This window comes from Actinomarinicola tropica (assembly GCF_009650215.1).
Taxonomy (GTDB): Bacteria; Actinomycetota; Acidimicrobiia; order Acidimicrobiales; family SKKL01; genus Actinomarinicola; species Actinomarinicola tropica.
In genome coordinates this window covers 1,953,001-1,979,462 of record NZ_CP045851.1, presented here as the reverse complement: position 1 = coordinate 1,979,462, position 26,462 = coordinate 1,953,001, and the positions used below count along the sequence as shown (strand labels likewise).

General features: G+C 73.0%; 26 protein-coding genes. 14 read left to right on the top strand and 12 right to left on the bottom strand.

The features are described 5' to 3' along the window. Nucleotides 1-40 precede the first annotated feature (40 nt). Together GH723_RS09735 and GH723_RS09730 are read left to right on the top strand one after the other, a co-directional pair. Nucleotides 41-1,588 carry a methyltransferase domain-containing protein gene (locus GH723_RS09735; protein WP_153759462.1) on the top strand — a complete coding sequence of 516 codons (1,548 nt, stop codon included), beginning with the start codon at nucleotides 41-43 and terminating at the stop codon, nucleotides 1,586-1,588. Continuing rightward, nucleotides 1,566-3,641 carry a hypothetical protein gene (locus tag GH723_RS09730; protein ID WP_153759461.1) on the top strand — a complete coding sequence of 692 codons (2,076 nt, stop codon included), beginning with the start codon at nucleotides 1,566-1,568 and terminating at the stop codon, nucleotides 3,639-3,641. The genes GH723_RS09735 and GH723_RS09730 overlap by 23 nt, the downstream gene beginning before the upstream one ends. Here the strand turns inward: GH723_RS09730 and GH723_RS09725 are convergent. Then, nucleotides 3,625-4,395 (bottom strand): FkbM family methyltransferase, encoded by a 771-nt coding sequence (locus GH723_RS09725; RefSeq protein ID WP_195210224.1) that lies wholly within the window; start codon nucleotides 4,393-4,395, stop codon nucleotides 3,625-3,627. The genes GH723_RS09730 and GH723_RS09725 overlap by 17 nt on opposite strands. After that, complete coding sequence (locus GH723_RS09720) at nucleotides 4,392-5,915, bottom strand: NAD(P)/FAD-dependent oxidoreductase (protein ID WP_153759459.1); 1,524 nt, start codon at nucleotides 5,913-5,915, stop codon at nucleotides 4,392-4,394. The genes GH723_RS09725 and GH723_RS09720 overlap by 4 nt, the downstream gene beginning before the upstream one ends. 103 nt (nucleotides 5,916-6,018) lie before the next feature. Between GH723_RS09720 and GH723_RS09715 the strand changes: the two genes are divergently transcribed. Both GH723_RS09715 and GH723_RS09710 read left to right on the top strand, forming a co-directional pair. Continuing rightward, nucleotides 6,019-7,560 carry a glycosyltransferase family 39 protein gene (locus tag GH723_RS09715; RefSeq protein WP_153759458.1) on the top strand — a complete coding sequence of 514 codons (1,542 nt, stop codon included), beginning with the start codon at nucleotides 6,019-6,021 and terminating at the stop codon, nucleotides 7,558-7,560. Between the two features lie 319 nt (nucleotides 7,561-7,879). Next, entirely contained in the window at nucleotides 7,880-8,092 is a 213-nt protein-coding gene (locus tag GH723_RS09710; RefSeq protein WP_153759457.1) for a hypothetical protein, read from the top strand. Here the strand turns inward: GH723_RS09710 and GH723_RS09705 are convergent. From GH723_RS09705 to GH723_RS18810, 7 genes are all read right to left on the bottom strand, one after another. Then, complete coding sequence (locus GH723_RS09705) at nucleotides 8,082-9,725, bottom strand: AMP-binding protein (protein ID WP_153759456.1); 1,644 nt, start codon at nucleotides 9,723-9,725, stop codon at nucleotides 8,082-8,084. The two genes, GH723_RS09710 and GH723_RS09705, sit on opposite strands and share 11 nt — an antisense overlap. A gap of 6 nt (nucleotides 9,726-9,731) precedes the next feature. After that, entirely contained in the window at nucleotides 9,732-10,208 is a 477-nt protein-coding gene (locus tag GH723_RS09700) for a peptidylprolyl isomerase (protein WP_324248576.1), read from the bottom strand. 22 nt (nucleotides 10,209-10,230) lie between these two features. Further along, nucleotides 10,231-10,851: a TetR/AcrR family transcriptional regulator gene (locus GH723_RS18500; RefSeq protein ID WP_195210223.1), complete on the bottom strand. Its 621-nt coding sequence runs from the start codon at nucleotides 10,849-10,851 to the stop codon at nucleotides 10,231-10,233. Nucleotides 10,852-10,895: 44 nt separating this feature from the next. Continuing rightward, nucleotides 10,896-11,918 (bottom strand): ABC transporter ATP-binding protein, encoded by a 1,023-nt coding sequence (locus GH723_RS09690; protein ID WP_153759454.1) that lies wholly within the window; start codon nucleotides 11,916-11,918, stop codon nucleotides 10,896-10,898. A 2-nt stretch (nucleotides 11,919-11,920) separates the two neighbouring features. Beyond that, nucleotides 11,921-13,051, bottom strand: a complete 1,131-nt coding sequence (locus GH723_RS09685) for an ABC transporter ATP-binding protein (protein WP_153759453.1) — start codon at nucleotides 13,049-13,051, stop codon at nucleotides 11,921-11,923. After that, a complete protein-coding gene (locus GH723_RS18815) occupies nucleotides 13,048-13,200 on the bottom strand; it encodes a hypothetical protein (protein ID WP_229022756.1) in 153 nt (50 codons plus the stop codon). The genes GH723_RS09685 and GH723_RS18815 overlap by 4 nt, the downstream gene beginning before the upstream one ends. A 147-nt stretch (nucleotides 13,201-13,347) precedes the next feature. Beyond that, nucleotides 13,348-14,610 carry a lytic murein transglycosylase gene (locus tag GH723_RS18810; RefSeq protein WP_229022755.1) on the bottom strand — a complete coding sequence of 421 codons (1,263 nt, stop codon included), beginning with the start codon at nucleotides 14,608-14,610 and terminating at the stop codon, nucleotides 13,348-13,350. Nucleotides 14,611-14,715: 105 nt separating this feature from the next. Here GH723_RS18810 and GH723_RS09675 point away from each other — a divergent pair, with 105 nt between their 5' ends. Then, nucleotides 14,716-15,525 carry a crotonase/enoyl-CoA hydratase family protein gene (locus tag GH723_RS09675; protein WP_153761162.1) on the top strand — a complete coding sequence of 270 codons (810 nt, stop codon included), beginning with the start codon at nucleotides 14,716-14,718 and terminating at the stop codon, nucleotides 15,523-15,525. Between the two features lies 1 nt (nucleotide 15,526). Continuing rightward, complete coding sequence (locus tag GH723_RS09670; RefSeq protein ID WP_153759452.1) at nucleotides 15,527-16,897, top strand: FAD-binding oxidoreductase; 1,371 nt, start codon at nucleotides 15,527-15,529, stop codon at nucleotides 16,895-16,897. 22 nt (nucleotides 16,898-16,919) lie between these two features. Here the strand turns inward: GH723_RS09670 and GH723_RS09665 are convergent, their stop codons facing one another. From GH723_RS09665 to GH723_RS09655, 3 genes are read right to left on the bottom strand one after another with little or no spacing between them, the layout of a single operon-like run. Continuing rightward, a complete protein-coding gene (locus GH723_RS09665; RefSeq protein ID WP_153759451.1) occupies nucleotides 16,920-17,324 on the bottom strand; it encodes a pyridoxamine 5'-phosphate oxidase family protein in 405 nt (134 codons plus the stop codon). A gap of 28 nt (nucleotides 17,325-17,352) precedes the next feature. Further along, nucleotides 17,353-18,117, bottom strand: coding sequence for a glycerophosphodiester phosphodiesterase (locus GH723_RS09660; protein WP_153759450.1), 765 nt, complete (start codon nucleotides 18,115-18,117; stop codon nucleotides 17,353-17,355). Between the two features lie 10 nt (nucleotides 18,118-18,127). Beyond that, entirely contained in the window at nucleotides 18,128-19,684 is a 1,557-nt protein-coding gene (locus GH723_RS09655) for an AMP-binding protein (RefSeq protein ID WP_153759449.1), read from the bottom strand. 76 nt (nucleotides 19,685-19,760) lie between these two features. Between GH723_RS09655 and GH723_RS09650 the strand changes: the two genes are divergently transcribed. From GH723_RS09650 to rnd, 8 genes are read left to right on the top strand one after another with little or no spacing between them, the layout of a single operon-like run. Beyond that, on the top strand, nucleotides 19,761-20,969 hold the full coding sequence (locus GH723_RS09650; protein ID WP_153759448.1) for an acyl-CoA dehydrogenase family protein: 1,209 nt from the start codon (nucleotides 19,761-19,763) through the stop codon (nucleotides 20,967-20,969). A gap of 43 nt (nucleotides 20,970-21,012) precedes the next feature. Further along, complete coding sequence (pyk, locus tag GH723_RS09645; protein WP_153759447.1) at nucleotides 21,013-22,446, top strand: pyruvate kinase; 1,434 nt, start codon at nucleotides 21,013-21,015, stop codon at nucleotides 22,444-22,446. After that, the gene (locus tag GH723_RS09640) at nucleotides 22,443-23,249 is read left to right on the top strand and encodes an alpha/beta fold hydrolase (RefSeq protein WP_153759446.1); all 807 of its coding nucleotides are present in this window, start codon (nucleotides 22,443-22,445) and stop codon (nucleotides 23,247-23,249) included. Before pyk ends, GH723_RS09640 begins: the two co-directional genes overlap by 4 nt. Before the next feature lie 9 nt (nucleotides 23,250-23,258). After that, nucleotides 23,259-23,705, top strand: a complete 447-nt coding sequence (locus GH723_RS09635) for a DUF3151 family protein (protein WP_153759445.1) — start codon at nucleotides 23,259-23,261, stop codon at nucleotides 23,703-23,705. A 49-nt stretch (nucleotides 23,706-23,754) separates the two neighbouring features. Then, a complete protein-coding gene (locus GH723_RS09630) occupies nucleotides 23,755-24,330 on the top strand; it encodes a flavin reductase family protein (RefSeq protein ID WP_153759444.1) in 576 nt (191 codons plus the stop codon). Continuing rightward, nucleotides 24,327-24,929 (top strand): molybdenum cofactor guanylyltransferase, encoded by a 603-nt coding sequence (gene mobA, locus GH723_RS09625; protein ID WP_153759443.1) that lies wholly within the window; start codon nucleotides 24,327-24,329, stop codon nucleotides 24,927-24,929. Before GH723_RS09630 ends, mobA begins: the two co-directional genes overlap by 4 nt. A gap of 36 nt (nucleotides 24,930-24,965) precedes the next feature. Next, nucleotides 24,966-25,283 (top strand): rhodanese-like domain-containing protein, encoded by a 318-nt coding sequence (locus GH723_RS09620; protein ID WP_229022753.1) that lies wholly within the window; start codon nucleotides 24,966-24,968, stop codon nucleotides 25,281-25,283. After that, on the top strand, nucleotides 25,280-26,461 hold the full coding sequence (gene rnd / locus GH723_RS09615; RefSeq protein ID WP_195210222.1) for a ribonuclease D: 1,182 nt from the start codon (nucleotides 25,280-25,282) through the stop codon (nucleotides 26,459-26,461). The genes GH723_RS09620 and rnd overlap by 4 nt, the downstream gene beginning before the upstream one ends. The last annotated feature ends 1 nt before the right edge of the window (nucleotide 26,462 follow it).

Sequence of the window (26,462 nt, the reverse complement as noted above, 5' to 3'; positions counted from 1 at the left end):
TCCTCGCACCGCCCCGCTGGACGTCGCCCGGAAAGGATCGATGCCGCCGATGGTTCCACCTCCGACGACGCATCCGGACGAGGTCCGGCGCTCGTTGGTGATCCCGATGTTCGACGAGGCGGAGCGGATCGGCGGCACGCTGCGCCTGCTCGCCGGCTCGCCGCTCGCCGGTGAGGGCCACGAGCTGCTGCTCGTCGACGACGGGAGCGCCGACGGCACCGCGGAGCTGGCCGAGAAGCAGATCGCCGAGCTCGGTCTGGCCAACGCCCGGGTCATCCGCTCCGCGCTCAACCGGGGGAAGGGCGCCGCGGTGCGCGCCGGGATGCTCGCCGCGCGAGGCCACCTCCGGGTCTTCGCCGACGCCGACCTCTCCGCAGGCGTCGACGACATCATCCGCTGCTTCGACACGTTGGTCGCCGAGCAGGCCGACGTCGTCTTCGCGAGCCGCGCGCACCCCGACAGCACGATCGCCGACTCGCAGCCGGGGCACCGGGTGGCCACAGGGCGGGCGTTCAACCTCGTGCTGCGGACCTTCCGCCTGACGACCGAGCTCGACACGCAGTGCGGCCTGAAGGGCTTCACGGCCGACGCCGCCCACACGATCTTCAGCGCCGTCACCATCGAGGGCTTCGCGTTCGACGTCGAGGTCCTCGCCCTCGCCGAGCGCGACGGCATGCGCATCGTCCGGATGCCGCTGGAGTGGTCGCACGTGGACGCCAGCCGGGTCCGACCCCTCCGCGACGGGGCGGCGATGCTCCGCGACGTGATCGCGCTGCGCCGGGCGATCCGCCGTGCCGGGCCCTCGGTTCCGGCCCCCGGAGCGGGGGGCCAGATGGCGGTCGAGAAGTTCGAGATCATGTCCCGCCTCGAGCGGGACCACTGGTGGTTCCGCGCCAAGCAGCGGCTCCTGGAGCTGGAGCTGGGCCGCCGCCATGACGGCTCGGGCGTGGCGTGCGACGTCGGCTGCGGAACGGGGAGCACGCTACCCGTGCTCACCGCCCACGCCGACTCGGTGATCGGTGTCGAGTTCGACGGACACGCGGCCGCCCTCGCGTCCTCCCGACAGGCGGCCGGCGTGGCCGTGGTCCGCGGATCGGCGGGCGAGCTGCCGCTGGCGTCGGGGTCGGTCGACGTCCTCACGAGCCTCGACGTGGTCGAGCACCTCGACGACGATGTGGCCGCGCTGCGGGAGTACCGCCGGGTCGTCCGTCCCGGAGGGCTGATCCTCCTCACCGTGCCCGCGTACCAGTGGGCGTGGAGCCGCCACGACGAGGTGCTCGGCCACCGCCGTCGCTACACCGCAGCGCGCCTGCGCGACGTCGCGGACGCCGCCGGCGTGGAGGTGGAGAGGGTCACGTACTTCCACTCGTGGCTCACCCCGCTGGCCGCCGTCGTCCGCAAGACCCCGATCCGCCGCCTGGTGCGCGGCGACGAGGAGGAGGTCAGCTACGTGCACCCGCACGTCAACCGGCTCCTCGGCTGGATCGCGACGGCGGAGCGGCGCGTGCTCCGCAGCGCCGACGTGCCCGTCGGCCTGTCGATCCTGCTCGTCGGCCGGGCGCCCGGTGGACCCCGTCCCGGCGACTGAGGCGGCACCGGGGCCGCCGCCCGTCCCCCGGCCGGTCCGGCTGGCCGCTGCGGTCGGCCTGCTCGCCGCCCTCCTGCCGTTCTGCTGGCTGCTCACCGCCGGGACCTTCGAGCTGCTGGCCCCCCAGCCGCGCGCCGCGGACTTCCACGAGGCGCAGGCCCGCAGCTGGCTCGAGGGTCGTTGGGACCTCGACCCCGGCGTCCTCGGCATCGAGGCGTTCGAGATCGACGGGCGGGAGCAGACCTACTTCGGGATCGTCCCCACGCTGCTCCGCGTACCGGTGGTCGCCATCACCGACCGCCTCGACGGTCGGCTCACGCAGCTCTCGATGGTGGGGGCGGTGTGCGTGCTCGCCGGCGCCGCCACCTCGCTCGGGTGGTCGGTCCGATGGGCGGTGCGTGGCGACCGAGCCGTGGACCGGCGTGACCTCGTCGTGGCCGGCGCCACCACCGGCGTCGTCGTGGCGGGATCGGTGGTGCTGTACCTCGCCGGACGCGCCTGGGTGTACCACGAGGCGCTGCTGTGGGGCAGCGCGTGGGCCCTGGTGTCGCTGGCGGCCCTCGTGCGCCACCTGGCGGGCGGTTCGCTGCCCGCCCTCGGCGTCGCGGGGGCGGCCGCCGTGGCCGCGCTCCACAGCCGGGCGTCGGTCGGCGCCGGCGCCCTCGTCGCGCTCGGCCTCGTGGGCGGGGCCGAGCTGGTCGCGCTCGGTGCGGCCCGCTGGCGTACCCGCCCGTGGCGCCTGGCCGGTGGCGGGCGCCAGGTCGTCGCCCTCCTCGCGGTCACGGGCACCGTCGCCGTCGGCTCCTACGCCGCGGTCAACCTCGCCCGCTTCGGCGAGCCGTTCCGCCTGCCGCTCGAGGCCCAGACCTACGTGCGGATCAGCGAGGAGCGCCAAGAGGTCCTCGACGCCAACGACGGGAGCCTCTTCGGGCCGCAGTTCGTGCCGACGACCGCGCTGCAGTACCTGCGGCCCGACGGCGTCGCGCTCGGTCGGACCTACCCCTTCATCGGCTTCCGCGACGGCGTCGACGTCGTGGGCGACGTCGCGTTCGACACCCTGGACCCGACCGCGAGCCTCCCGTCCTCCACGCCCCTGCTCGCGCTGGGCTCGGTCGCCGGTCTCGGCGTGCTCGCCGTCGCCTGGCGGCGCGGGCACCCGCTGCGGTGCCTCGCACTGCCGGCCGTCGGCTCGGCGGCGAGCGCCCTCGGGGTGCTCACGATCGGCTACGTCGCCCACCGCTACACGACCGACGTCCTCCCGTTCCTCCTCGTCACCACGCTGCCGGCCGTGCACGTCGCGATCGAGCGGGCGGGGCGGCACGGCCGTCGCACCGTGGTCGTCGCCACGGTGGCGATCGCCGCCCTGGCGGCGTGGGGCGTGGCGGCGAACGGGGCGCTCGGCCTCCTCTACCAGCGCCAGGAGGCGCCCGACGTGTCGGAGGCGCTGCGTGGTGCGCTGGTGTCGGACCAGGTGTCGGTGGCCGAGGCGGTGCCAGGCGCGACCGCTCCACGGGTGCGCTGGGTCGAGGAGCTGCCTCGCGACGTCACCGCCGGGGACCTCGTCGCCCTCGACGACTGCCGCGGGGTCTACTGGGGCGAGGGCGACCGGTGGCGAGGCGTGGAGCGCACCGAGGAGGCCGGCGGGTGGACGCTCCACGTGCCCTGGCCGGAGGGAGCCCAGCCGGGGGAGCTGTGGCCGCTGCTCGGCAGCGGCGATGCCGACGGAGCGAACGCGCTCGTGGCCGAGGTGCGCGAGGACGAGGTGCGCATCGGCTACGTCTGGGACGACCCGGACGGACGCCACGTCGACCTCGGACGCTGGGTGCCGCGACGCGCCCGGTCGACGGTGACGGCGGTGTTCGACCCGGTCACCGTGGAGATCCGCGTCCAGGTCGACGACCGGCTCGCGTTCGAGGGCTATCGCTTCCACCCTCGTGACGGCGTCGCACCCGGCCGCTCGCTCGCGGGTGGGCCGGTGCAGACCCTCACCCCTGACGTCGAGGTGCAGCCGCGGGACTCGGACCTGTGCGAGCGGCTCAGGTCGTCGGGGTGAACTCGTCCTCGGTGGGGACGAAGAGGAAGTTGTTCACGTAGTCCGGCCCGGTGAGGTCGTCGAGGTGCGCGGTCTGGCGCTGCTCCACGTCGAACGTGTCGAGGGCGTGCCAGCCGCCACCGTGCAGGAACCACCCGCGGTAGCCCAGCGCGCCGACGTGGTCGAACAGCTCGTGGAGCGGCGTGTCGAGGTGCCGCTGCTCGGCCTCGAGCAGGATCCGCGGTCGGTCCCGACCGATGAGCGCGGTCGCGCCGTCGAGCACCTCCCGCTCGTGGCCCTCGACGTCGACCTTGAGGAACCCGACGTCGGTGAACCCGAGGTCGTCGAGGCGGACGACGTCGACCTCGTGGACGATGGCGTCGGGATCGGCGTCGGCTGCACCGGGACGCACCGACGCCAGAGCGTTCTCCCCGTGGCGCGACGACGGGACGACCAGTCGGGTGCGACCGGCGGCGTCCGACACCGCCACCTCGTGCACCGTGACGTTGGCCGGCACCACCTTGCGGAGGAACGCCGCGAGGTCGGGCTGGGGCTCGAAGGTGTCGACGCGCCCGCACCAGCGCGACAGCTCGCGGGTCCAGGGGCCGAGCCAGCCGCCGACGTCGACGGCGTTGCGACCTCGCGGCACGAAGCTCCGCAGGCGGGCGAGCTCGGGCTCCTGGCCCCGGTAGATGAGCGGGGCGATCCGGTAGACGAGCGGATCGGGGAGGACGTCGACCAGCGCCGCCTTGAGCGACGCGACGTCCAGCTTCACCGGCGGGGCTTCCGCGGCAGGACCGGCGCGTCGCGGCCGGTGCCCGTGGTGCGGGTGCCGGACTCCTTCACCGACGAGGTGGCCTCCTCGTGGTAGTCCTCCTCGACGTTCACCGACCACACGTCGTGGGTGGTGCCGTCGACGATGTTCTCGACGGTGAGCATCGCCGTGAGCATCGAGTGGTCCTGGTTGTTGTAGCGGTGCATGCCGTTGCGGCCGACGGGGTGCACGTTCGGGGTCGTGGTCTCGATCCACTTGCGGAGCGTCTCGACCCGGTCCGTGTAGCCCTCGTCGTAGGTCGGGTACGCCTTCGGGACCCGCACGACGTGGCCGAGCTCGATGCGCTCCCGGTCGACGAGGCCGAGGAAGGCCAGCTCGTCCTTGGCCTGCTCGATGAGGTCCTCGTCGGACTTCGACCACATCTCGTCGTCCTCGAACACGAAGTACTCGAGCCCGAGGCAGGTGCGCCCCTCCTTCACCATGTAGGGCGACCACGAGCCGTAGTTCTGGATGCGCCCGACCTCGACCTCGGGCGCGTGGATGTAGATCCAGTTGTCCGGGAAGGCGTACTCCTCGGGGACCACCAGAGCGACCGAGAGGAAGTCCCGGTAGCTGATGTCCTCGGCCGCCTCGACGACCTGCGGGTCGGGGGAGGGGTCCATGCCCGTCACCAGCTTGGTGAACGGCATCGACGAGATGACGTGGTCGCACGGGAAGGTGCTGCGGGTGCCGTCGGGGTGCTCGGCCACGACCTCGTAGGCCCGGCCGTCGCGGTGACGGATCTCACGGACCTTGGTCTCCATGTGGACGGTCGAGCCCTGGGCGAGCACCTTGTCCCGGCAGACCTCCCACATCATCCCGGGCCCGTACTTCGGGTACTGGAACTCCTCGATGAGGGAGGTGATCTCCTTCTGGTTCCGCTTGGGCATGACGGCGTTGATGATCGCCTTGCGCAGGTCGAGGTTCTTGATCCGCTGGGCGGCGAAGTCGGCCTCGAGCTCGTCGGCGGGGATGCCCCACACCTTCTCGGTGTAGCTCTTGAAGAAGTGCTGGTAGAGCCGCTTGCCGAACCTGGCGGTGACCCAGCCCTCGAACTTGTCCTGGTTGGCCGGCGGGCGCACCTGGGCGTAGGCGTAGGACGCCACGCAGCGCACGGCCTCGACCGGACCGAGGTTCGTCAGGGCGTTCGTGGCCTTCAGCGGGTAGTCGTAGTACTTGCCCCGGTAGAAGATCCGGCTCATGCGCGGACGCAGGAGGAAGTCCTCGTCGGGGAGGATCTCGTGCCACAGGTCCTCCACCTCCTGCACCTTGGTGAAGAAGCGGTGGCCGCCGATGTCGAACCGCCACCCGTCGCGCTCGACCGTCCGGCTGATGCCACCGACCTGGTCGGTGCCCTCGAGCACGGTGACGGGGACGCCGCGCTTGCCCAGCTCGTAGGCCGCGGTCAACCCTGCGGGGCCGGCGCCGATCACGACCACACGGGGCGCGTCGGACGTTGGGACGGGAGTCTGTTCGGTCATCGAGGTGGTGTCTCCAGGGGCGGGCGCGACGACACAGAGTAGACGAGGACCTGTCGAGATCCGCTCATCCCGGGGCCCGTCCGGGCACCACTAGCTTTGCGCCGTGCCCGCCCCCGCCGACGCCTCGTCCACCCCGCGCGCCCTCGAGCTCGTCGTCCTCGTCGGCGCCGTGCTCGGCGGTGTCGTGCTGCGCCTCGTGACCCACTCCGACCTGTGGCTCGACGAGGCCCTCAGCGCCAACATCGCCGCCCTGCCGCTGGCGGACCTGCCCGACGCCCTGCGCCAGGACGGGCACCCGCCGCTCTACTACGTCCTCCTCCACGCGTGGATGTCCGTCGTCGGTGAGGGAGACGCCGCGGTGAGGGCGCTGTCGGGCCTGCTCTCGGTCGCCACGCTGCCCGTCCTCGGCGTGATGGCGCTGCGGCGCCGGGGTCTCCTCGCCGCCCTCTGGACCGTGGTCCTCGCCGCGCTCCTTCCCTACGCCACGCGCTACGGCACCGAGGCGCGGATGTACGCCCTCGTGATGCTGCTCGTCGCCGTCGGCTGGTGGCTGCTCGATGACGTCGTGCGGCACGGCAGGTGGGCCTCCCTGCTCGGGACCTGGCTCGTGGCCGTGCTCCTGCTCTACACGCACTACTGGTCGGTCTGGATCCTCGGCACGACCGGGATCCTCCTGCTCCTCCTGTGGTGGCGGGGAGCGACACCGGAGGTCCGGCGCGGGGCGGCGCGCGGCGCAGGGGCGCTCGTGGCGGCCGGCGTGGCCTTCCTGCCGTGGGTGCCGATCATGCTCGACCAGCTGGAGCGCACGGGGACGCCGTGGGGCGATCCTCAGCGACCCACGATGTCGGTCTCGATCGCCCTGCTCGACTTCGCCGGGGGCGGCGTGATCACCGAGGCGATCGTCGGCGCGGTCCTCCTCGCGCTCCTGCTCGTCCTCGGACTCACCGGGGTCCCCCGACCGCCGTGGTCGATCGAGCTCGACCTGCGCACGGTGCCCGGCGTCCGGCTGGACGTCGCCGTCGCCGTCGGGGCGCTCGTCGTCGGGACCACGGTCACGTGGCTGAGCGGTGCGACCTTCGCCAGCCGGTACGCGGCGATCTCGATGCCGGTGCTCCTCGTGGCGGCCGGGGTCGGCGTCACCGCCGCCCCACGGCGCCTGGCCGTGGCCCTCGGCGGCGTCGTGGCGCTCGTCTTCGCCGTCGTCGCGGTCGCCGGCGCGCTCGAGGAGCGCACGCAGGGCGGGGACGCAGCCGCAGCGATCCTCTCCGGCGCCGCCCCCGGCGACGTCGTGCTCGTCTGCCCCGACCAGCTGGGGCCCGCGCTCTCGCGGGGCCTCGCGTCCGGCCCGGACCTCGAGGTCCTGACGTACCCGACGCTCGCCGGCCCGGAGCGGGTGGACTGGCGGGACTACGGCGAGCGCAACGAGGCGGCCGATCCCGCAGCGATCGCCGCCGAGGTGGGCGAGCGTGCCGAGGGCGGCACGATCTGGCTCGTGTGGATGGGCGGCTACGCCACCTACGACACGCAGTGCGAGGAGGTGCGTGACCTGCTCGCCTCGGAGGGCCTGCTCGAGACGGTGGTCGCCGCGCGCCCCGCCGAGGTGTTCGAGCCGATGTGGGTCGAGCGGATCGCCCCCGCGCCCTGATCGAGGTCGGCGTCCACCCGTCGCACGCTCAGGATCTCGCTCGTCCGGAACGACGCCAGGCGCGTGCTCCACGAGTCGATGACCTCACGGCGCGTCGCGAAGAACGTCGTCATCTGCCCCTCCTGCTGGTAGGCGTCCGCCCCGTCGATCTGCTCGATCGTCCGGTCCGTCAGCGTCACCGTGTACATCGCCACGTCGGTCCTCCTCGTCGTCACCACCGACGGTACGGGGCCGGCCCTGTGGGGTGGAAGAGGTGCAACCCTGTGGATCTCGCGCCCCATCCACAGGGTCGCGTCCACAGCTCGGCCATGATGGGGCGATGGAGCCCACCCGCCTCGACCCGCCCACGGACCTCGTCGAGATCACGTGCCCCCGGTGCGGCACGCCCGCCGAGGAGCGCTTCTTCGGCCCCTGCGGCTCCTGTCGTGACGACCTGCGGGCCTCGCTCGGCGGTCAGGCGCGAGAGATCGTCGCCGAGGACTACGTGCCGAAGATGAACGTCACGCCGAACGCGGTGGCGCTCAAGGACTGACCGCCTGCGCGGAGGCCCACCGGTAGTCGGCCTTGCCCGCGGGGCTGCGCAGGACCGCCTCGCGGCGCACGATCGCCTTGGGGAGCTTGTAGCGGGCGATGTGGTCGCCGGCGGTCGCGAGGAGCTCGTCGTCGGTGGGCGAGGTGCCCGGCCGCAGGGCCACCACGGCGACCACCTCCTGGCCCCAGCGGTCCGACGGGCGCCCGACGACGACGACGTCGTCGACGTCGGGGTGGTGCTTCAGCGCCGCTTCGACCTCTTCGGCGAACACCTTCTCGCCGCCGGTGTTGATCGTGACCGAGTCGCGACCGTGGAGCTCGATGGTGCCGTCGGCGAGCAGCCGCGCCCGGTCACCGGGCACGGAGTAGCGGACGCCGTCGATCGTGGGGAAGGTCGCCGCCGACTTCTCGGGATCTCCCAGGTAGCCACGCGGGGTCCGTCCGGACTGGGCCAGCCAGCCGATCTCGTCGTCGCCCGGCGTGAGGACCCGCGTGCGGTCGTCGGACAGGACGACCGAGCCCGCCGAGGGTGCGAAGCGACCCGGCGCCCCGCCGGCGTCGCCACGGCTCGACCGGGTGCCCTGACGGCCGCTCTCCGAGGAGCCGAGCACGTCGAGGATGGTGGCGTCGGGCAGGAGCTCGTGCAGCCGGGCGGTGAGCCGGGGACCGAGCGCGGCGCCGCCGGTCATCACGAAGCGGAGGTCCGGCAGCTGCCGGGGGCGGCGCTCGAGCTCCTCGACCAGGGGCCGAGCGAAGGCGTCGCCGACGATGAGAAGCGACGTGACCGCCTCCCGGGCGCAGGTGTCGAGCACGTCGGCAGCGTCGAGGCGGTCGGTCCGGTCCTGGACGACGACGGTGCCGCCGGCGATCCACGCGCTGATGGCGTTCCAGTGCGCAGCCCCGTGCATGAACGGGGCCGAGGGGAGCGCACGGAGCGTCCCGCCACGCGCCTTGTCGACCAGGGGCCCGAGGTCGTCGTGCTCGGTGCCGTCCTTGCGCCGGACGCCGAGGGCTGCGACGAGGAAGTCGGCCTGGCGCCAGCAGACCCCCTTCGGCATCCCCGTGGTGCCGCCGGTGTAGAGCAGGTAGAGGTCGTCGCCGGACCAGTCCCGGGCCAGCTCGTCGACGTCGCCGGGATCGGCCTCGGCGAGCAGCACCTCGTAGTCGACCGAGCGAGGGAGCGGATCGTGCCCGGAGCCGTCGGGCACCCGGACGAGCAGCTCGACGTCGGGCAGCTCCGGGAGGACCTCGGCGAGGACTGGGGTGAACGCCTCGTGGTGGACCACCACCCGGGCGCGGGCGTCGGCGAGCAGGTAGCGGAGCTCCTCGGCGACGTAGCGGTAGTTGACGTTCACCGCGGCGGCGCCGGCCTTCATCGTGCCGAGCATCGCCTCGAGGTACTCGACGCCGTTGTGGAGGTGGAGCGCGACGTGGTCGTGCGGCGACTCCCACCCGGCCAGGTCGTCGAGCCGTCCGTGGCGTCCGATGCCGCGCGCGGCGAGGCCGGCGGCGAACCGGCGCGTGCGGTCGTGGACCTGGGCCCAGGTGAGGTGGCGGTCCCGGTGGACGAGGCACTCGCGGTCGGGGACCGCCGCCGCGATCGCCTCGTGGATCTGCGGCAGGTTGAGCTCCACCGGCGGTCAGCCCTTGGGGAGCTCCTCGACCGACACGGCGTCCATGACGTCGCCGACCTCGATGGCGAGGGCGGTCTCCATGCCGTCGGTGACCTTGCCGAAGTAGTTGTAGTTCTTGTCGAGGCGGCCCTTCAGGTTCTCGATGCAGATGAAGAACTGCGAGCCGTTCGTGTTCGGGCCGGCGTTGGCCATGGCCACTGCGCCGAGGTGGTAGTCGCCCTTCACCGGCTCGTCCTCGAACCGGTAGCCCGGCCCGCCACGCCCCGAGCCCTCGGGGCACCCGCCCTGGATCACGAAGCCGGGCACGACCCGGTGGAAGGTGAGGCCGTCGTAGAAGCCGTCACGCGCCAGGGAGACGAAGTTGTTCACCGTCACCGGGGCGAGCGCGGGGTCGAGCTCCATCACGATGTCGCCCTTGCCGGTGCTGATCGTGACCCGGTAGAGGGCGTCGGTGTCGATGGTCATCGCAGGGGGGTTGGCCATGCGGCCATGCTCCCACGGCGACCTAGGTCTTGGCGAAGGCGGGCGGGTGCGTCGCGATGCCGGACGGGATGAGCTGGCCCAGGCCCTTCCAGGCGAACACGCCGAGGATGTCGACCAGCCGGTCGAACTCGAGGTCGTCGTCGAGCTCCTCGTAGGCCGACATGCCCGCGAGCAGGAGCCCGTTGATCGACGCCGCGATGATGCGGACCTCGGGCCCGCCGCCCCAGCGCTCGACGACGCTCTCGATGCGCCGCTGGCGGGCCTCCTGCACCGCGGGGTGCTGGCTGGCCGTCGCCGAGCCGATCATGCTCCACGGGGCCGGGTTCTCGGCCGCGAAGGTCAGGTAGCGGCGGATCCACTCGCGGGCCTGCTGCGACGGTCGCAGCGACGGGTCGAACGCCGGCGCGATCGCGTCGTCGAGCTGCTCGAAGCAGCGCAGGCACACCGCGCCGAGGAGCCCGCCGCGGTCACCGAAGTAGTTGTAGACGAGGGCGCGCGACACCCCCGCCGCCTCAGCGATCTCCTCGAACGTGACCTCCGACGGCTCGCGCCCCGCGAACACCTCGATGGCGGCCTCGATGATCTGTGCTCTCCGGAGCTCCGGCGCCAGCCGGGTCCGGGGTCCGTTGTTGCGTCGTGCCACCCGCGCCTCCTTCGACCGAGCCGTGCGCGTCCCTGGCGCCGGCGTCACGCCGTCGGCGCCGGTTCCTCGATCACGGGGCTCAGCGGGAAGTGGCACGCCACCCAGTGGTCCTCGCCGACGCGCCGCATGGTGGGCTCGTGGTGGGCGCACCGGTCCTCGGCCCGCGGGCAGCGGGTCCGGAAGCGGCAGCCGCTCGGCGGGGCGATCGGCGAGGGGAGCTCGCCGCGGATGGTGTCGCGGTCCTCGGGCCGGACCGTGGGGTCGGGCACGGGGATGGACCCGAGGAGCGCCTCGGTGTAGGGGTGCGCAGGCGCGGCGTAGAGGTCGTCGGGTCCGGCGACCTCGCACAGCTTGCCGAGGTACATGACCGCGACCCGGTCGCTGACGTTCTTCACGACGGCGAGGTCGTGGGCGATGAACACGAGGGTGAGCTGGTACTCCTCCTTCATGTCCTCGAGGAGGTTGAGGATCTGCGCCTGGACCGAGACGTCGAGGGCCGAGACCGGCTCGTCGCAGATGATCACCTTGGGGTCGAGCACCAGGGAGCGGGCGATCGAGATGCGCTGGCACTGGCCGCCGGAGAACTCGTGGGCCCGCTTGGGTCGGGCCACGACCGGGTCGAGCCCGACCGAGCTGAGGACCCGATCGACCAGCTCCTCCTGCTCCTTCTTCGAGCCCCGCCCCCAGATGTCGAGCGGCTCGCCGACCAGATCGCCGATGCGGCGCCGCGGGTTGAGCGACGAGATCGGGTCCTGGAAGATCATCTGCAGCTCGGGTCGGAGGCGGCGGAGCGCCTCGCCGTGGAGCTCGGTGAGGTCGGTGCCCTTGAAGACGACCTTCCCCGCGGTCGGGGGCGGCAGCTGCATGATCGCTCGCCCGGTGGTGGACTTGCCGCAGCCCGACTCGCCGACGAGCCCGAGGGTCTCGCCGTCGAGCACGTCGAGGCTGATGTTGCTGACGGCGTGGACCTTGGCCCCGCCGCCGAGCGGGAACTCGACGGTGAGGTTCTCGATCGAGAGGAGCGGGTCCTTCTCGGGTCGGAGGTGGGCGGTACCTGATCCGGCCATCGTCAGCTCTCCGAGGTCACGGCGGCGCCGGCACCGGCGCCTTCGACGGTCACGAGGGTCTGAGGCAGCTTGGCCTCGAGGTTGCGCTCGTAGGCGGCGCGGTTCTCCGGGGTCCCGACGGGGAACCAGCAGGCGTACTGGTGGCCGGGCGCTTCAGCGGCGATCAACGGTGGCTCTTCCTCGTGGCACTTGGGCTGGGCGTAGGGGCACCGAGGGCTGAAGTTGCAGCCCTTCGGGGGGTTGATGAGGTCCGGCGGCCGACCGCCGATGACCTTCAGCCGGGTGTGGCTGTGGTCCTCGAGCTTCGGGATCGAGCGCATGAGCGCCTCGGTGTACGGCATCTTCATCTGGTCGAAGAGCACCGCCGTCGGCGCCTGCTCGACCACCTTGCCGCCGTACATCACGATGATCTCGTCGGTGCGACCGGCGACGACGCCGAGGTCGTGGGTGACGAGCACCATGCCCATGTCGCGCTCGCGCTGCTGGCGGGCCAGGAGGTTGAGGATCTGGGCCTGGACGGTGACGTCGAGCGCGGTGGTCGGCTCGTCGGCCATCAGCAGCTTCGGCCCGCAGGCCAGCGCGATGGCGATAGTGACGCGCTGGCGCATGCCGCCCGAGAGCTGGTGGGGGTACTCGTTGATCCGCTTCTCGGGCTCGGGGATGTTCACCGACCGGAGGAGGGCGATGGCGGTCTCCTTCGCCTCCTTCTTGTCGAGGTCGAGGTGGAAGCGGAGGGACTCGGTGATCTGACGACCGATCTTCACGACCGGGTTCAGGGAGGTCATCGGGTCCTGGAAGACCATGGCGATCTCGATGCCCCAGATCTCGCGCATCGACTTGGCGTCGAGGCCGGTGATGTCGCGACCCTCGAAGGTGATCTTGCCGTCACGCACGACGTTGCTGCGGGGCAGCAGGTTCATGATCGAGCGGGAGAGGACCGTCTTGCCGGATCCGGACTCGCCGACGATGCCGATCGTCTTGCCCCGCTCCAGGGCGAAGCTCACGCCGTCGACGGCGCGGACCCGGCCACGGGCCGTGATGAAGTGGGTCTTGAGGTTCTGGACCTCGAGGAGGTGCGCCGAGTCGGCGCCCTTCCGAGGTTCGAGCTTGCTGACCGACCGGGTACGGCTCATGGAGTGGGCTCCTGGGGATCACGGATCGGCAGGCTGCGCACGGCGCGGCCTGCGACGGCGGTGTGGTGGTGCGGGGTGGACGGGAAGGCCCGGTGGTGGTGCGGGCGCCGGCGTCGGGCCGAGCGCTCCTGCGCCGTTGTCGTCGTCACCAGGCGTGTCCCCCCTTCATGGTCGTGCGGCGCCTGTGATGCCGGTCACAGGAGCGTGCGCAGACGGTATTCACGCGGTTGTCGGTATGTCAATTACCGGTGCGTCGACGCCTGTGGACATCCTTGTGATCGGCGCGGATCGCCTGGTCAGAGGCCCAGGCGGTCGTAGTCCCGCCGGTGGCCGAGCACGGCGTCCACGTAGGCCTGCGACCGGTTGTAGGAGAGGATCGCGGCGTTGAGGTTGCCGGCGTCGCCCAGGTTGCCGCTGGACCGGCACAGGTACCCGGCGGCCGCGGCCGCGGCGTCGTAGAGGTTGTGGGGATCGGCCCGTCCGTCGCCGTCGCCGTCGCGCCCGAACGCGCGCCACGTCGAGGGGATGAACTGCATCGGCCCGATCGCCCGGTCGTACACCGGGTCGCCGTCGAACGCCCCGCCGTCGGTGTCGGTGATCGTGGCGATCCCGGGACGACCGTCGAGCGGGATCCCGATGATCCGCGGGCTCGTCGTCCCGTCCGACTGCAGGCGGGAGCCGCCGTAGGTCCCGTGGCGGCTCTCGACCCGGCCGATGCCGGCGAGGACCGTCCAGCTGATGCCGCACGCGCCCTGACCGTCGGCGGCACGTCGATAGGCGTCGTAGGCGACGACCGAGAGCAGCTCGACGCCGGCGATCCCCGACTCCATGAACGCGTCCCGATAGGCCTGCTGGGCCGGCGCCAGCGCGGGCTCGGCCCAGGCCAGCTCCGCCTGGGCGGCGTCGCGGCGTCCCGTCGTCTCCTGGATCTCCGCCACGATCCCGTCGAGGGCGTCGCGCGCCGTGGCCACTGCGTCCGACGCCGCGTCGACCTCGGCCTCGGCCTCGGCCAGGCGGTCGCGCAGGGTGGAGTCGGCCGCGTCGACGAGGATCTGCTGGCGGCTCGCGTCGTTCGCCGACCCGGCGCCGAGGGGGAGCGCGTCCTCGGTGCGACCCCCGCCCACGTAGGCTGCCACCGCCAGCTCGGACAGCCGGTCCCGGAGGCCCTGGGCCCGGACCCCGGCGTCGAGCCGTCGGGCCCGCTGGACCGTGATCGTCGTGCGCTGCTCCTCCCGGCGCACCCCGAGGTCGACCAGCTGCAGGTTCGCGGTGTCGCGGATCTCGCGGTTGGTGACGATCGTCCGCTCGATCTCGAGCACGCGCGCCTCGGCGGCGCGCAGGGCTCCGCTCGCGGCCGGCACGCGGCGGAGGTGCTCGGGCAGCTCCTGGCGGGCGGCCTCGATCGCCCCGAGGACGGGGGCGGCCGGCGCCTCCTCGGGGGCCGGCGTCTCCTGGCCCGACGCCGGGGCGGCGCCGAGCGCGCCGAGGGCGACCAGCGGGGCGAGCAGCCGCAGGCGGGCGCGCCGACGACGAGGGGGAGCGGGAGGGGGAGCGGTCATGGCGGGAACCATCATCCTCCTCCACATCGGCGCTCCGGTGGACCGCACCAGCCTCCGTTAGGGTGCTCCGACGCACCGCGAGGAGGGGACATGAGCCAGCAGGTCGTGAAGGATCGGGTGTCGATCGACGTCTCGGAGGGCGTCGCCGACGTCCGACTCGTGCGGGCCGAGAAGATGAACGCCGTCGACGGCGCCATGTTCGAGGCCCTGATCGAGGCCGGCGACATCTGCGCCGCCGACCGATCCATCCGGGCGATCGTCCTGTCCGGCGAGGGCCGTGGGTTCTGCGCCGGCCTCGACTTCGGCAGCTTCCAGGCCATGGCGTCGGGACCGCGGCGCGAGGGCGGCGGCAGCGGCGAGCGCCTGCTCGACAACGAGGGCCGCATCACCTCACGGGGCCAACAGGCCGTCTACACCTGGACCGAGCAGGCCGTCCCGGTGATCGCCGCCGTCCACGGTCCCGCCCTCGGCGCCGGCTTCCAGCTGGCCCTCGGCGCCGACATCCGCTTCATCCACCCCGAGGCCACGATGAGCGTCCTCGAGATCCGCTGGGGTCTCATCCCGGACATGACCGGCACCCAGATGCTCCCGCGCCTCGTCGGGCTCGACGTGGCGAAGGAGCTGACGTTCACCGGTCGCATGGTGCCGGGCACCGAGTGCGTCGAGCTCGGCCTCGCCACCCACCTGAGCGACGACCCCCACGCCGACGCCATGGCGCTGGCCCGCGAGATCGCCTCGAAGAGCCCCGACGCCATCCGGCACGGCAAGCGCCTCCTGTCGCAGGTCGGGCAGGTCACGGTGGCCGAGCAGTTCGCCGACGAGGCCCGCACGATGGGCTCGCTGATCGGCTCGCCCAACCAGCTCGAGTCGGTGAGCGCCTACTTCGAGAAGCGGGATCCCGTCTACGAGGACTGACGTGGCGGACGACCTCCTCGCGGCGCTCGCCGAGGTCGTCGGGGCGACCCACGTCCTGACCGACGAGGGCACGACCCTCCCCTTCCGCACCGATTGGACCGGCCGCTGGACCGGGGAGTGCCGCGCCGTCGTCCGACCCGGCTCCACGGCCGAGGCGGCGGCGGTCGTGCGGGCCTGCGCGGCGGCAGGTGTCCCCGTGGTCCCCCAGGGCGGCAACACCGGTCTGGTGGCGGGCTCGGTGCCCGCCGTCGGCTCGGTCGTCGTCTCCACCCGGCGCCTCGACGCCGTCGGGGAGGTCGACGACTCGACGGGTCAGATCACCGCTGGCGCGGGTGCCACCCTCGCCGCGGTGCAGGCCGCGGCGGCGGCTGCCGGCTGGCGCTACGCGGTCGACCTCGCGGCGCGGGACACGGCGACGGTCGGCGGGACGATCGCCACGAACGCCGGTGGGCACCACGTCGTCCGCCACGGGATGACCCGCCGCCACGTCGTCGGCGTCGAGGCCGTCCTGCCCGACGGGAGCGTGATCTCGCACCTCGGCGGCCTGGTGAAGGACAACACGGGCTACGACCTCGCCGGTCTGCTGTGCGGCAGCGAGGGCACGCTCGGCGTCATCACGGCGGCACGGCTCGCCCTCGTCCCGGCGGTCGAGCAGCGCGCCGTCGCCCTCGTCGGCTTCACCGGCACCGCGGCCGCCGTCGCGGCGATCGGCCCCCTGCGACGGCGGCTCCCGGCCCTCGAGGCGCTGGAGCTCGTCTTCGCCGACGGCGTCGCCGCCGTGGGGGAGGCCCGCGGGGCCCGACCCCCGTTCGACGGGGCCGCCGCGCTCCTGCTCGTCGAGGTGGCCGGTTCCGGCGACCTGCTCGAGGGCCTGGCGCCCGTGCTCGCCGACCTCGACGGCGTCGTCGACACCGCCGTGGCCACCGACGGTCCGCGCTGCGAGGAGCTGTGGCGCTGGCGCGACGACCACACCGACGTCATCAACCAGGTGGGGGACACCCCGCCGCACAAGCTCGACGTGACCGTGCCGCTCGACCGTCTGGGACGGTTCGTCGAGGAGGTCCGGGCCCTCGTCGCGGACCTCGCCCCCGCGGCCCGCCTGTGGCTGTTCGGCCACGCCGGCGACGGCAACCTCCACGTCAACGTCACCGGCCTGGCCCCCGACGACGAGACGGTCGACCGGGCCGTCGTCGAGCTCGTGGCCGGTTCCGGTGGGTCGATCAGCGCCGAGCACGGCATCGGGCGCGCCAAGCGCCCGTGGCTCCACCTGAACCGGACGCCCGAGGAGATCGCCGCCTTCCGGTCGATCAAGGACGCGCTCGACCCGGCGGGAATCCTCAACCCCGGCGTCCTCGTGCCCGAGCGCCGATGACCGCGGAGACGGACGAGGCGGGCTACCGGTCGTAGTCGGCGGTGCGCCAGTGCTCGGGGGTCAGCCGCATGCGGACCCCGCCGCGGCCGCTGCCGCCGTACGCGGTGCCGAGCTTCTCGCCGAGGTAGCGGATGGCCACCGAGACGTCGCGCGGCCCGTCGTCGCAGACGACCGGGCCCTCGACGCTGACGTAGCGGTACGGCGGCGTCTCGGTCTGCACGGTGAGGGTCGCCCGCCCCGCGGCCTCGACGAGGCGGTGCTTCAGCGTGCCCGGCATCGTCCAGGCCCGCACCTCGCCCTCCTCGTAGACGTACCAGATCGGCAGCGCGAACGGCCCCCGACCGGGCTCGTCGATCGCGAGGATCCCCACGTGCACGTCGGCGAGGAACGCCTCGCGCTGGTCCTTGGTCATCGGTCCGATCGCCATGGGACCGCTTCCTAGCACCCGTCGGCGATCAGCCGCCCACCCACTCGCCGCGCTGCTCGAGGACCTCGCGCAGCACGGCGGGCCGGTCGGTCATGATCCCATCGACACCCATGTCGAGCAGTCGGTGCATCTCGGCCGGGTCGTCGATCGTCCACACGTGGACCTGGAGGCCGAGCTTGTGGGCCGCCCGCACGAAGCGCTCGTCGGTGACGACGACCCGCCCGGACCGCACCGGCACCTGCGCACACTGGGCGGGCAGGCGGACGGGCGCCCCGTAGCCCGCCGCCTTGAGCTTGGCGGTGCCCTTCGGGCCGAGCGACGTGCACAGCTCGGGTCCGAGCTCCTCGCGCACCCGGGCGAGGCGGCGGTCGGAGAACGAGCCGATGCACACCCGCCGCAGCGACCCGGTGCGGCGGATCGCGTCGACCAGCGCCTCGACCGAGCTGTCGTGCTTGGGGTCGATGTTGACGCGGAGGTCGGGCCAGGTGCCGAGGATGTCCTCGAGGAGCGGGATGGGTTCGCGACCGTCGACGCGGGCCGCGCCGACCTCCGACCAGGGCAGGTCGCGGATCAGCCCCGATCGGTCGGTGACCCGGTCGAGCGACTCGTCGTGGAAGGCGACGAGGACGCCGTCGGCGGTGACGTGCACGTCGGTCTCGACGTAGCGGTACCCGAGCGCGACCGCTCCCTCGAACGCGGGCATCGTGTTCTCGGGCCAGTCCCCGGCCCCGCCCCGGTGGGCGAAGGGCAGCGGGCCGGGGTGGTCGAGGAAGGCGACGTCGGACCGGGGCACGTCGGACCGATCAGACGAGGCGCGAGTCGTGCCCGGCCCAGTACTCGTCGCGCAGGAGCCGCTTGTAGAGCTTGCCGGTGGGGTGGCGGGGCAGCTCGTCGCGGAAGTCGACCGATCGGGGGCACTTCACGTCGGCCAGGTGCTCGCGGCAGTAGGCGATGAGCTCGCTCGCCAGCTCCGGGGTGCCCGCGTGGCCCTCGGCCGGCTGCACGACGGCCTTGACCTCCTCGCCGAAGTCCTCGTTCGGCACGCCGATGACGGCGACGTCGAGCACCGCCGGGTGCATGGTGAGGACGTTCTCGGCCTCCTGGGGGTAGACGTTCACGCCGCCGGTGATGATCATGTACGCCTTGCGGTCGGTGAGGTAGAGGAACCCGTCCTCGTCGAGCTTGCCGATGTCGCCCAGGGTCGACCAGCCGCGGCCCTTCGGATCCCGCGAGTCGCGGGTCTTGTCCGGGTCGTTGTGGTACTCGAAGGAGGCCTCGCTCTCGAAGTAGACGGTGCCCTCCGACCCGACCGGCACCTCGTCGCCGTTCTCGTCGAGGATGTGGATGGTGCCGGTGAGCGCCTTGCCGACCGAGCCCCTGTGGGCGAGCCAGTCCTCGGAGTTCGTGTAGACGAAGCCGTTGCCCTCGGTGCCCGCGTAGTACTCGTGCAGCACCGGGCCCCACCACTCGATCATCTGCTCCTTGACCGGGACGGGGCAGGGGGCGGCGGCGTGGATGGCGACCTTCAGGCTCGACACGTCGTAGCGGTCGCGGATCTCCTGGGGGAGCTTCAGCATGCGGACGAACATCGTCGGCACCCACTGGGAGGTGGTGACCCGGTAGCGCTCGATGTTGCGGAGCGCGAGCTCGGGGTCGAAGCGGTCCATGACCACGACGGTGCCGCCGACGCGGTGCACGCCCATCGAGAAGCGCAGCGGCGCGGCGTGGTACAGCGGCGCGGGGGAGAGGTAGACGGCGTCCTCGTCGAAGCCGAAGAGCAGCTGGGCGACGCCGGCCAGCGCGGTCGGCGTGCCCAGCTCGGTGCCGGGCAGCGGGATCTTCACGCCCTTGGGGCGCCCCGTCGTGCCGGACGAGTACAGCATGTCCGGGCCCTCGCAGCGGGGGTCGGGCAGCGGCTCGGCGGGCTGCGCAGCGATGGCGTCCTCGAGCCGCTCGTAGCCCTCGAGGTCCATGTCGAGGATGTAGCGGTGGGTGATCCCGGGGTTGCGGCCGAGGAGGGTGCGGGCGGCGTCCTCCTTGTAGGCGCTGGTGATGAACACCTTCGCGCCGCAGTCGTCGAGGATGTACTCCATCTCCTCGTGGGTGAGGCGCGAGCTCATCGCGGTCCAGTAGACGCCGGCATAGGCGCAGCCCCAGGCGATCGGGTAGAAGTCGACGTGGTTCTCGAGGCAGAACGCGACGTGCTCGCCCTCCTGGACGCCGGCGGCCCGGATCAGCTGCGAGACCTGGTTCGCCCGGTCGTCGAGCTCCTTGTAGGTCACGGCCCGATCGGTGGAGGCCATGACGTAGGCCGGGTGGTCGGGACGGGTGGTGGCGAAGTGGCCCGGGTAGTTCGACATGCTGTCAACATAGACGCAGCGACGAGTAGGGTGTGACGCCGAGCACACGCCCGTCCGACAGGGGGAACCGAGCCAGATGACCGCCACCGACACCACCGTGGACACCGACGAGGCGCGGGTGCGCGACCTGGTCGGCCGGCTCGTCGCCGAGCACGACCCCTCCGACGTCACGGGGTTCCTCGGGGCGCAGTTCGACCTCGGGCTCGCCTGGGTGCACTTCCCCGAGGGCCACGGTGGTCTCGGCCTCTCGCCGAAGCTGCAGAACGTCGTCAACACCGAGCTGGCGAAGGTGCACGCGCCGAGCCCCTACGGCCGCAACCCGATCGGCTACGGCATGGGTGCGCCCACCGTCGTCACGCACGGCTCCGAGGAGCAGAAGCAGCGCTACCTGCGGCCGCTGTTCACCGGCGAGGAGATCTGGTGCCAGCTCTTCAGCGAGCCGGGGGCGGGCTCCGACGTCGCCGGGCTGTCGACCCGGGCCATCCGCGACGGCGACGAGTGGATCGTCAACGGCCAGAAGGTCTGGACCACGCTCGCCCACCTCTCGCGCTGGGGCATGCTCGTCGCCCGCACCGACCCGGACCAGCCCAAGCACAAGGGCCTCACCTACTTCGTGGTCGACATGGAGGCCCCCGGCGTCGACGTGCGCCCGCTGCGCCAGATGACCGGCGACGCGGAGTTCAACGAGGTCTACTTCACCGACGTCCGGATCCCCGACGCCGAGCGGCTCGGCGACATCGGTGAGGGCTGGAAGGTGTCGCTCACCACGCTGATGAACGAGCGGGTCTCGATCGGGGGCACGGTCGCGCCGCGCGGATCGGGGTACATCGCCACGGCCGTGCGCGAGTTCACCGAGCGGGCCCCTGGCATGACCCCGGCGGAGCGGGCGGCGAAGAAGGACCAGTTGATGGCGCTGTGGGTGCGCGCCGAGGTCCTGCGCCTCACGAACATCCGCGCCGCGGAGAACCGCAAGGCCGGCGTCCCGGGGCCGGAGGGATCGGTCGGAAAGCTGGCCTCGGCCGAGCTCAACAAGGAGATCACCGCGTTCACCATGAACGCGATGGGCTCCGACGCCTTCCTCTACGACGACTACGCGATGCGCCGTCCCGAGACCGCGGCCGACGCCTCGACCCCCCAGCGCGGCTTCCTGCGCATGCGCGCCAACTCGATCGAGGGCGGCACCACCGAGATCATGAAGAACATCCTCGGCGAGCGCGTCCTCGGACTCCCCGGCGACGTCCGCGTCGACAAGGACCGGCCCTGGGTCGAGGTGCCCCGCTCCTGAGCGTCGCCCAGGCCGGCGGCCTGCGGTCTGTAGCGTGACGCCCATGTCCCGACGCACGAAGATCATCGCCACGATCGGTCCCGCCTCCGACGACCCCGCGACGCTGCGGGCGATGATCGAGGGCGGGATGGACGTGGCGAGGATCGGCTTGGCCCACGGCACGGTCGAGGAGCAGATGGACCGCTTCCAGCGGGTCCGCCGAGCCGCCACCGACGTCGGCCGCAACGTCGGCATCCTCGTCGACCTTCCGGGACCCAAGGTCCGCGCCGGCAGCTTCGGCGAGGACGACGGGGTCACGCTCATGGAGGGCACGGAGATCCGACTCACGCCGGGCAGCGCGCCGAGCACGCCGGAGCTGGTGCACGTCGACTACGACCACCTGCTCGCCGACATCCACCCCGGCGACCGGCTGATGTTCGGCGACGGGGCCGTCATCGTCGAGATCCACGAGTCGACGGGCAACCACCTCATCGGCCGCGTCGCCCACGGCGGCTGGGTCCAGGGGCGGCCCGGCGTGCACATCCCGAGCGACCGCCTGCGCGTGGCCTCGCCCACCGATCGCGACCTCGAGCTGCTCGACACGTTCATCGACGCGGGGACCGACATGGTGGCCCTGTCGTTCGTGCGGTCGGCCCACGACATCCGTCGTGCCGGGGTCGAGCCCCACCCGCGCGGGCCGCTGATCGTGGCCAAGATCGAGACCCGGGCCGCGGTCGACAACCTGGAGGGGATCGTCGAGGCGTCGGGGGCGATCATGGTGGCCCGCGGCGACCTCGGTGAGGAGTTCGCCATCGACGAGCTGCCCCACCTGCAGAAGGACATCATCGCCAAGTGCATCGCGATGGGGCGGCCGGTGATCACCGCCACCCAGATGCTCGAGTCGATGATCCACGCGCCGAGCCCCACCCGCGCCGAGGCCACCGACGTCGCCAACGCCGTGTTCGACGGCACCAGCGCGGTGATGCTGTCCGCGGAGACGGCCATCGGCCACGACCCCGCGCTCGTCATCGCCACGATGTCGAGGATCGCGGGGCGGGCCGACGAGCGCTTCGACTACGACGGGTGGGCCGAGCAGCTCCAGCACCGCCACATCGTCGAGGTGGCCGGACACGACACGAAGGTCACCGACACCGTCACGATGGCCGCCTGGCGGGCGGCGATGGACATGGACGCCAACGCCATCATCTGCATCACCCGGTCGGGCTTCACCGCCCGCGCCATCGCCCGGTTCCGTCCCGAGGCGAAGATCCTGGCGTACTCGCCCGACGACCGGACCGTGCACCAGCTGAGCATGAGCTGGGGTGCCACAGCGATGCTGTCGGGCGCGCACGGACGCTTCGGGGAGATGGTCGACTGGGCGGTGTCGGACGCCACGAGCAAGGGGCACGTGCGGTCCGGCGACGTCGTCGTCGTGGTCGCCGGGTCGCGCGAGGGTGCGGAGGCCGCCGACACCATGCGGGTCGTGCGCGTGCCGTGAGCGTCGCCCGCCGGGCCGGCCGGTACGGGCTCGCCATCCACGAGCACGACGCCGACGGGTCCCGCCCGATGCTGCCCCCGGTCGTGCTCGTCCACGGGACGATGGACCGGGCCACGAGCCTGGCGAAGGTCGCCCGCCGCCTCCCGGAGCTCCGCGTCGTGCGCTACGACCGGAGGGGCTACGGCGACTCCCGCCTCGATCCGCAGGGGCACCCCTGGCCGGTCCCGGCGTCCGTCGACGAGCACGTCGCCGACCTGCTCGACGTCCTCGACGGCACCCCGAGCGTCGTCGTCGGCCACTCGATGGGCGGCACGATCGCCCTGGCGGCTGCCGCCCGGCACCCCGACGCCGTCCTCGCCGTCGGCGCGTTCGAGTCGCCGCGCCCGTGGGTGCCGTGGTGGCCGGCGGCGTCGCCGGGCTCCCGTGCGGTGGAGGACGGCGAGGTCGACGCGGCCACGGCCGCGGAGCGCTTCATGCGCCGGATGATCGGCGACGCCCGGTGGGAGCGCCTGCCCGCGCGGAGCCGCGCCACGCGGCGCGCCGAGGGTCCGGCCCTCGTGGCGGACATGACCACGATCCGATCGCCCGCCTACGACGACGCCGCGATCAGGTGCCCGGTGGTCGCCGGCGCGGGGAGCGGGTCGGGCGACCACCACGCCAGGGCCAGCGAGGAGCTGGTCGACCAGGTGCGCCACGGCGAGCTCGTGGTGGTCGAGGGTGCGCGCCACGGGGCCCACCTGACGCACCCCGACGAGTTCGCCTCCTTCGTGCGACGGGCCGTGGACCTGGCCGTCGCTGCCTAGCCTCGTGCCATGAGCGACGCCCGACCCGTCAACCTGTCCACCTCCGGCCCGCCCGAGACGATCCTCGACGACGAGCCGGCTGCCGCCCGCGAGGCCCTCGCCGCCGCCCTGCGCGGCACCGAGGCGGCCGAGCGTCGCGCCGCCGTCGCCGAGGTGGTGTCCCGCTGGCCCCGCGACCTCGACGCCTGGGCCCGCCTGGGCGACCACGGGCGCGACGTGGTCGAGTCCTACGCCGCCTACCGCGTCGGCTACCACCGTGGCCTCGACCGCCTGCGCGCCAACGGGTGGCGAGGCTCGGGCTACGTGCGGTGGGAGCACGAGGCGAACCGCGGGTTCCTGCGGGCCCTCGCCGGGCTCCAACGGACGGCGGCCGCGATCGGCGAGGAGGACGAGGCGGAGCGCTGCGCCACGTTCCTCCGCCAGCTCGATCCCGCCTGGCCGCCTGCCGACCTCTGAGCGGCGCACGTCGGCGGGACGGGTCGGCGCGCAGCGGTACGGTGGCCCCATGGCGACACCCGGAGGCTCCGGCCCGATCGGCCCGTACCCACCCCGCGTGCCCGACACCGAGGAGGGCCACGACGAGTACGACCGCCTCCGTCGGCGCGTGCTCTGGACGCTGCCCTACGGGCTCTACGTGGTCGGGAGCCGCGCCGAGGTCGACGGCGAGGTCCGCCGCAACCTCATGACGTTGAACTGGGCCACGCAGGTCAGCTTCGAGCCGAAGCTCGTCGGCATCGGCGTCGAGCGGCCGGCGTGGACCCACGAGCTCATCAGCGCCGGCGGCGTCTTCTCGCTGTGCACGATCGCCCGCGACGACCGTGCGGTGGTCCGCAAGTTCACCAAGCCGGCCGAGGACGACCCCGACGCCCAGACCCTCAACGGCTTCCCGTACGTCGAGGCGGTCACCGGGGCCCCGATCCTCGCGAGCGCCCCGGCCTACCTCGACTGCGAGGTGCGCCAGTCGGTCGAGCTCGGCAACCACACGTTCTTCATCGGCGAGGTGGTCGACGCCGCCTTCCTCGGCGACGAGGAGGCCGACGTCCTCCGCATGGAGGACACCCGGATGAACTACGGGGGATGAGCGGGTCCGTGCCGGCCTCGGACCGGGTGCCGTTCAGCGGCGCGGTCCTGACAGGAGGGGCGTCGCGCCGCATGGGGCGCGACAAGGCACTGATCGACCTGGACGGCCGGCCGCTCGCCGGACGGGTCGTCGGGGCGCTGCACGAGGCGGGAGCCACGCGGGTGATCTGCGTCGGGGGCGACCTCGACGCTCTGCGCCGCGCCGGGCTCGAGGCCGTCGCCGACATCCATCCGGGTGACGGGCCGCTCGCCGGCGTCCTCACCGCGCTCGGCACCCCCGGCGTCGAGGAGCTCGTCGCCGTGCTCGCCACCGACCTGCTCCAGCCGGACCCGGTGGCCGTCCGGCGCTGCGTCGACGCGGCGGTCGACGACGTCGACCTCGTCGTCCCCGTCGCGGCCGGCCGCGTGCAGTGGCTGCACGGCGTGTGGCGACGGAGCACCGCCGGTCCGCACGTGCGCCGCGCCTTCGCGGACGGCGAGCGGGCCGTCCACCGCGCCGTCCAGGGCCTCCGCGTCGTCGAGCTCGACGGACTCGCGGCCGCGGCCACCGTCGACGCGGACCGCCCGGAGGACCTGACGACCGGCGACGCCCGGAACTAGCCTGACCTCCCCCGAGAGCCGAGGAGCAGCGCACAGGTGGACATCCCCGAGATCGACGTCGACGAGCTGGCCGACCGCCTGGAGAGGGGCGACGACCTGCTGGTCGACGTGCGCCGACCCGACGAGTGGGACGAGGCGCACATCGGTGCGGCCACGCTCATCACCCTCGACACGCTGCCGGACCACCTCGACGAGCTGCCGCGCGACAGGGCGATCCTCGTGATCTGCCGGTCGGGGGCCAGGAGCGCCGCGGCCACCGAGGCGCTGCGCGGTGCCGGCTACGACGCCACGAACGTCGCGGGCGGCATGCTCGCCTGGATCGACTCGGGCCGCGACGTCGCCACCGGCGCGTGAGCCGCCTCGAGCCGATCACCGACCCGGCGCGGTTCGCCACCGTCGTCGAGGAGCTGCGCGGCGAGCACGTCGTCGCCCTCGACACCGAGTTCCACCGGGAGCGCACCTACTACCCGCGCATCGCGCTGGTCCAGCTCGCCTGGCGCGACGAGGTGGCGATCGTCGACCCCCTCGCGGTCGACCTCGCCCCCCTCGCCGAGATCCTCGACGCCGAGGGCACCACCACGGTCGTCCACGCCGCCTCCCAGGACCTCGAGGTGCTGCTGCGGTGCTGCGGGACGGTGCCCCGTCAGCTCTTCGACACCCAGATCGCCGCCGGCTTCCTCGGCATGTCGAACCCGTCGCTCGGATCGCTCGTCGAGCGCGAGGTCGGCGTGCGCCTCCCGAAGGGCGACCGGCTCACCGACTGGCTCCAGCGGCCCCTCACCGACGCGCAGCTCGCCTACGCCGCCTCCGACGTCGCCCACCTCGTCGAGATCCACGGTCGGCAGGTCGCGGCGCTCGAGGCGCGGGGTCGCCTCGGTTGGGCGCTCGACGAGTGCGACGCCCTGCGCAACCGGGCTCGGGTCAACCGCCCGCCGGACGAGGCGTGGTCCCGCATCAAGGAGGTCCGTCAGCTGCGCGGGCGAGCACGGGCGATCGCCCGGGCCGTCGCGGCGTGGCGGGAGCGGCGGGCGATGGAGGTCGACCAGCCGGTCCGCTTCGTGCTCGCCGACCTCGCGATCGTGGCGATCGCGCAGCGGGCGCCCACCACACCGGACGAGCTGCGATCGATCCGGGGTGTCGACGACCGACACGCGAAGGGCGAGGTCGCCCGGCAGATCCTCGAGGCGGTCGCCGAGGGCGCCGCTGCGGGGCCGGCGCCCGCCGAACCCACCACGAACGGCGAGCTCTCCCGGGAGCTGCGACCGGCCGTCGGCCTCGTGTCGTCCTGGGTCAGCCAGCTCGCTCGGGAGGAGGACATCGACACCGCCCTCCTCGCCACCCGCGCCGATCTCGAAGCGCTGCTCCGGGGTGACGAGGACGCACGCCTGGCGCAGGGGTGGCGGGCCGAGCTCGTGGGCGAGCCGATCCGCCGTCTCGTCGCCGGCGAGGCCGCACTGGCCTTCGACGGCAAGGGCGGGCTGGTCCTCGAGGTGCGCTCGCACCTGCCGCTGCGCGGCGCCCCCCAGGGCTGAC

Bases quoted from the DNA above. Each gene is read 5' to 3' on its own strand.
- GH723_RS09735 (WP_153759462.1), top strand. From the start codon at position 41: ATGCCGCCGATGGTTCCACCTCCGACGACGCATCCGGACGAGGTCCGG.
- GH723_RS09720 (WP_153759459.1), bottom strand. From the start codon at position 5,915: ATGACCGAACAGACTCCCGTCCCAACGTCCGACGCGCCCCGTGTGGTC.
- GH723_RS09710 (WP_153759457.1), top strand. From the start codon at position 7,880: ATGGAGCCCACCCGCCTCGACCCGCCCACGGACCTCGTCGAGATCACG.
- GH723_RS09700 (WP_324248576.1), bottom strand. From the start codon at position 10,208: ATGGCCAACCCCCCTGCGATGACCATCGACACCGACGCCCTCTACCGG.
- GH723_RS09690 (WP_153759454.1), bottom strand. From the start codon at position 11,918: ATGGCCGGATCAGGTACCGCCCACCTCCGACCCGAGAAGGACCCGCTC.
- GH723_RS09685 (WP_153759453.1), bottom strand. From the start codon at position 13,051: ATGAGCCGTACCCGGTCGGTCAGCAAGCTCGAACCTCGGAAGGGCGCC.
- GH723_RS18810 (WP_229022755.1), bottom strand. From the start codon at position 14,610: ATGACCGCTCCCCCTCCCGCTCCCCCTCGTCGTCGGCGCGCCCGCCTG.
- GH723_RS09665 (WP_153759451.1), bottom strand. From the start codon at position 17,324: ATGGCGATCGGACCGATGACCAAGGACCAGCGCGAGGCGTTCCTCGCC.
- GH723_RS09655 (WP_153759449.1), bottom strand. From the start codon at position 19,684: ATGTCGAACTACCCGGGCCACTTCGCCACCACCCGTCCCGACCACCCG.
- GH723_RS09650 (WP_153759448.1), top strand. From the start codon at position 19,761: ATGACCGCCACCGACACCACCGTGGACACCGACGAGGCGCGGGTGCGC.
- pyk (WP_153759447.1), top strand. From the start codon at position 21,013: ATGTCCCGACGCACGAAGATCATCGCCACGATCGGTCCCGCCTCCGAC.
- GH723_RS09635 (WP_153759445.1), top strand. From the start codon at position 23,259: ATGAGCGACGCCCGACCCGTCAACCTGTCCACCTCCGGCCCGCCCGAG.
- GH723_RS09630 (WP_153759444.1), top strand. From the start codon at position 23,755: ATGGCGACACCCGGAGGCTCCGGCCCGATCGGCCCGTACCCACCCCGC.
- mobA (WP_153759443.1), top strand. From the start codon at position 24,327: ATGAGCGGGTCCGTGCCGGCCTCGGACCGGGTGCCGTTCAGCGGCGCG.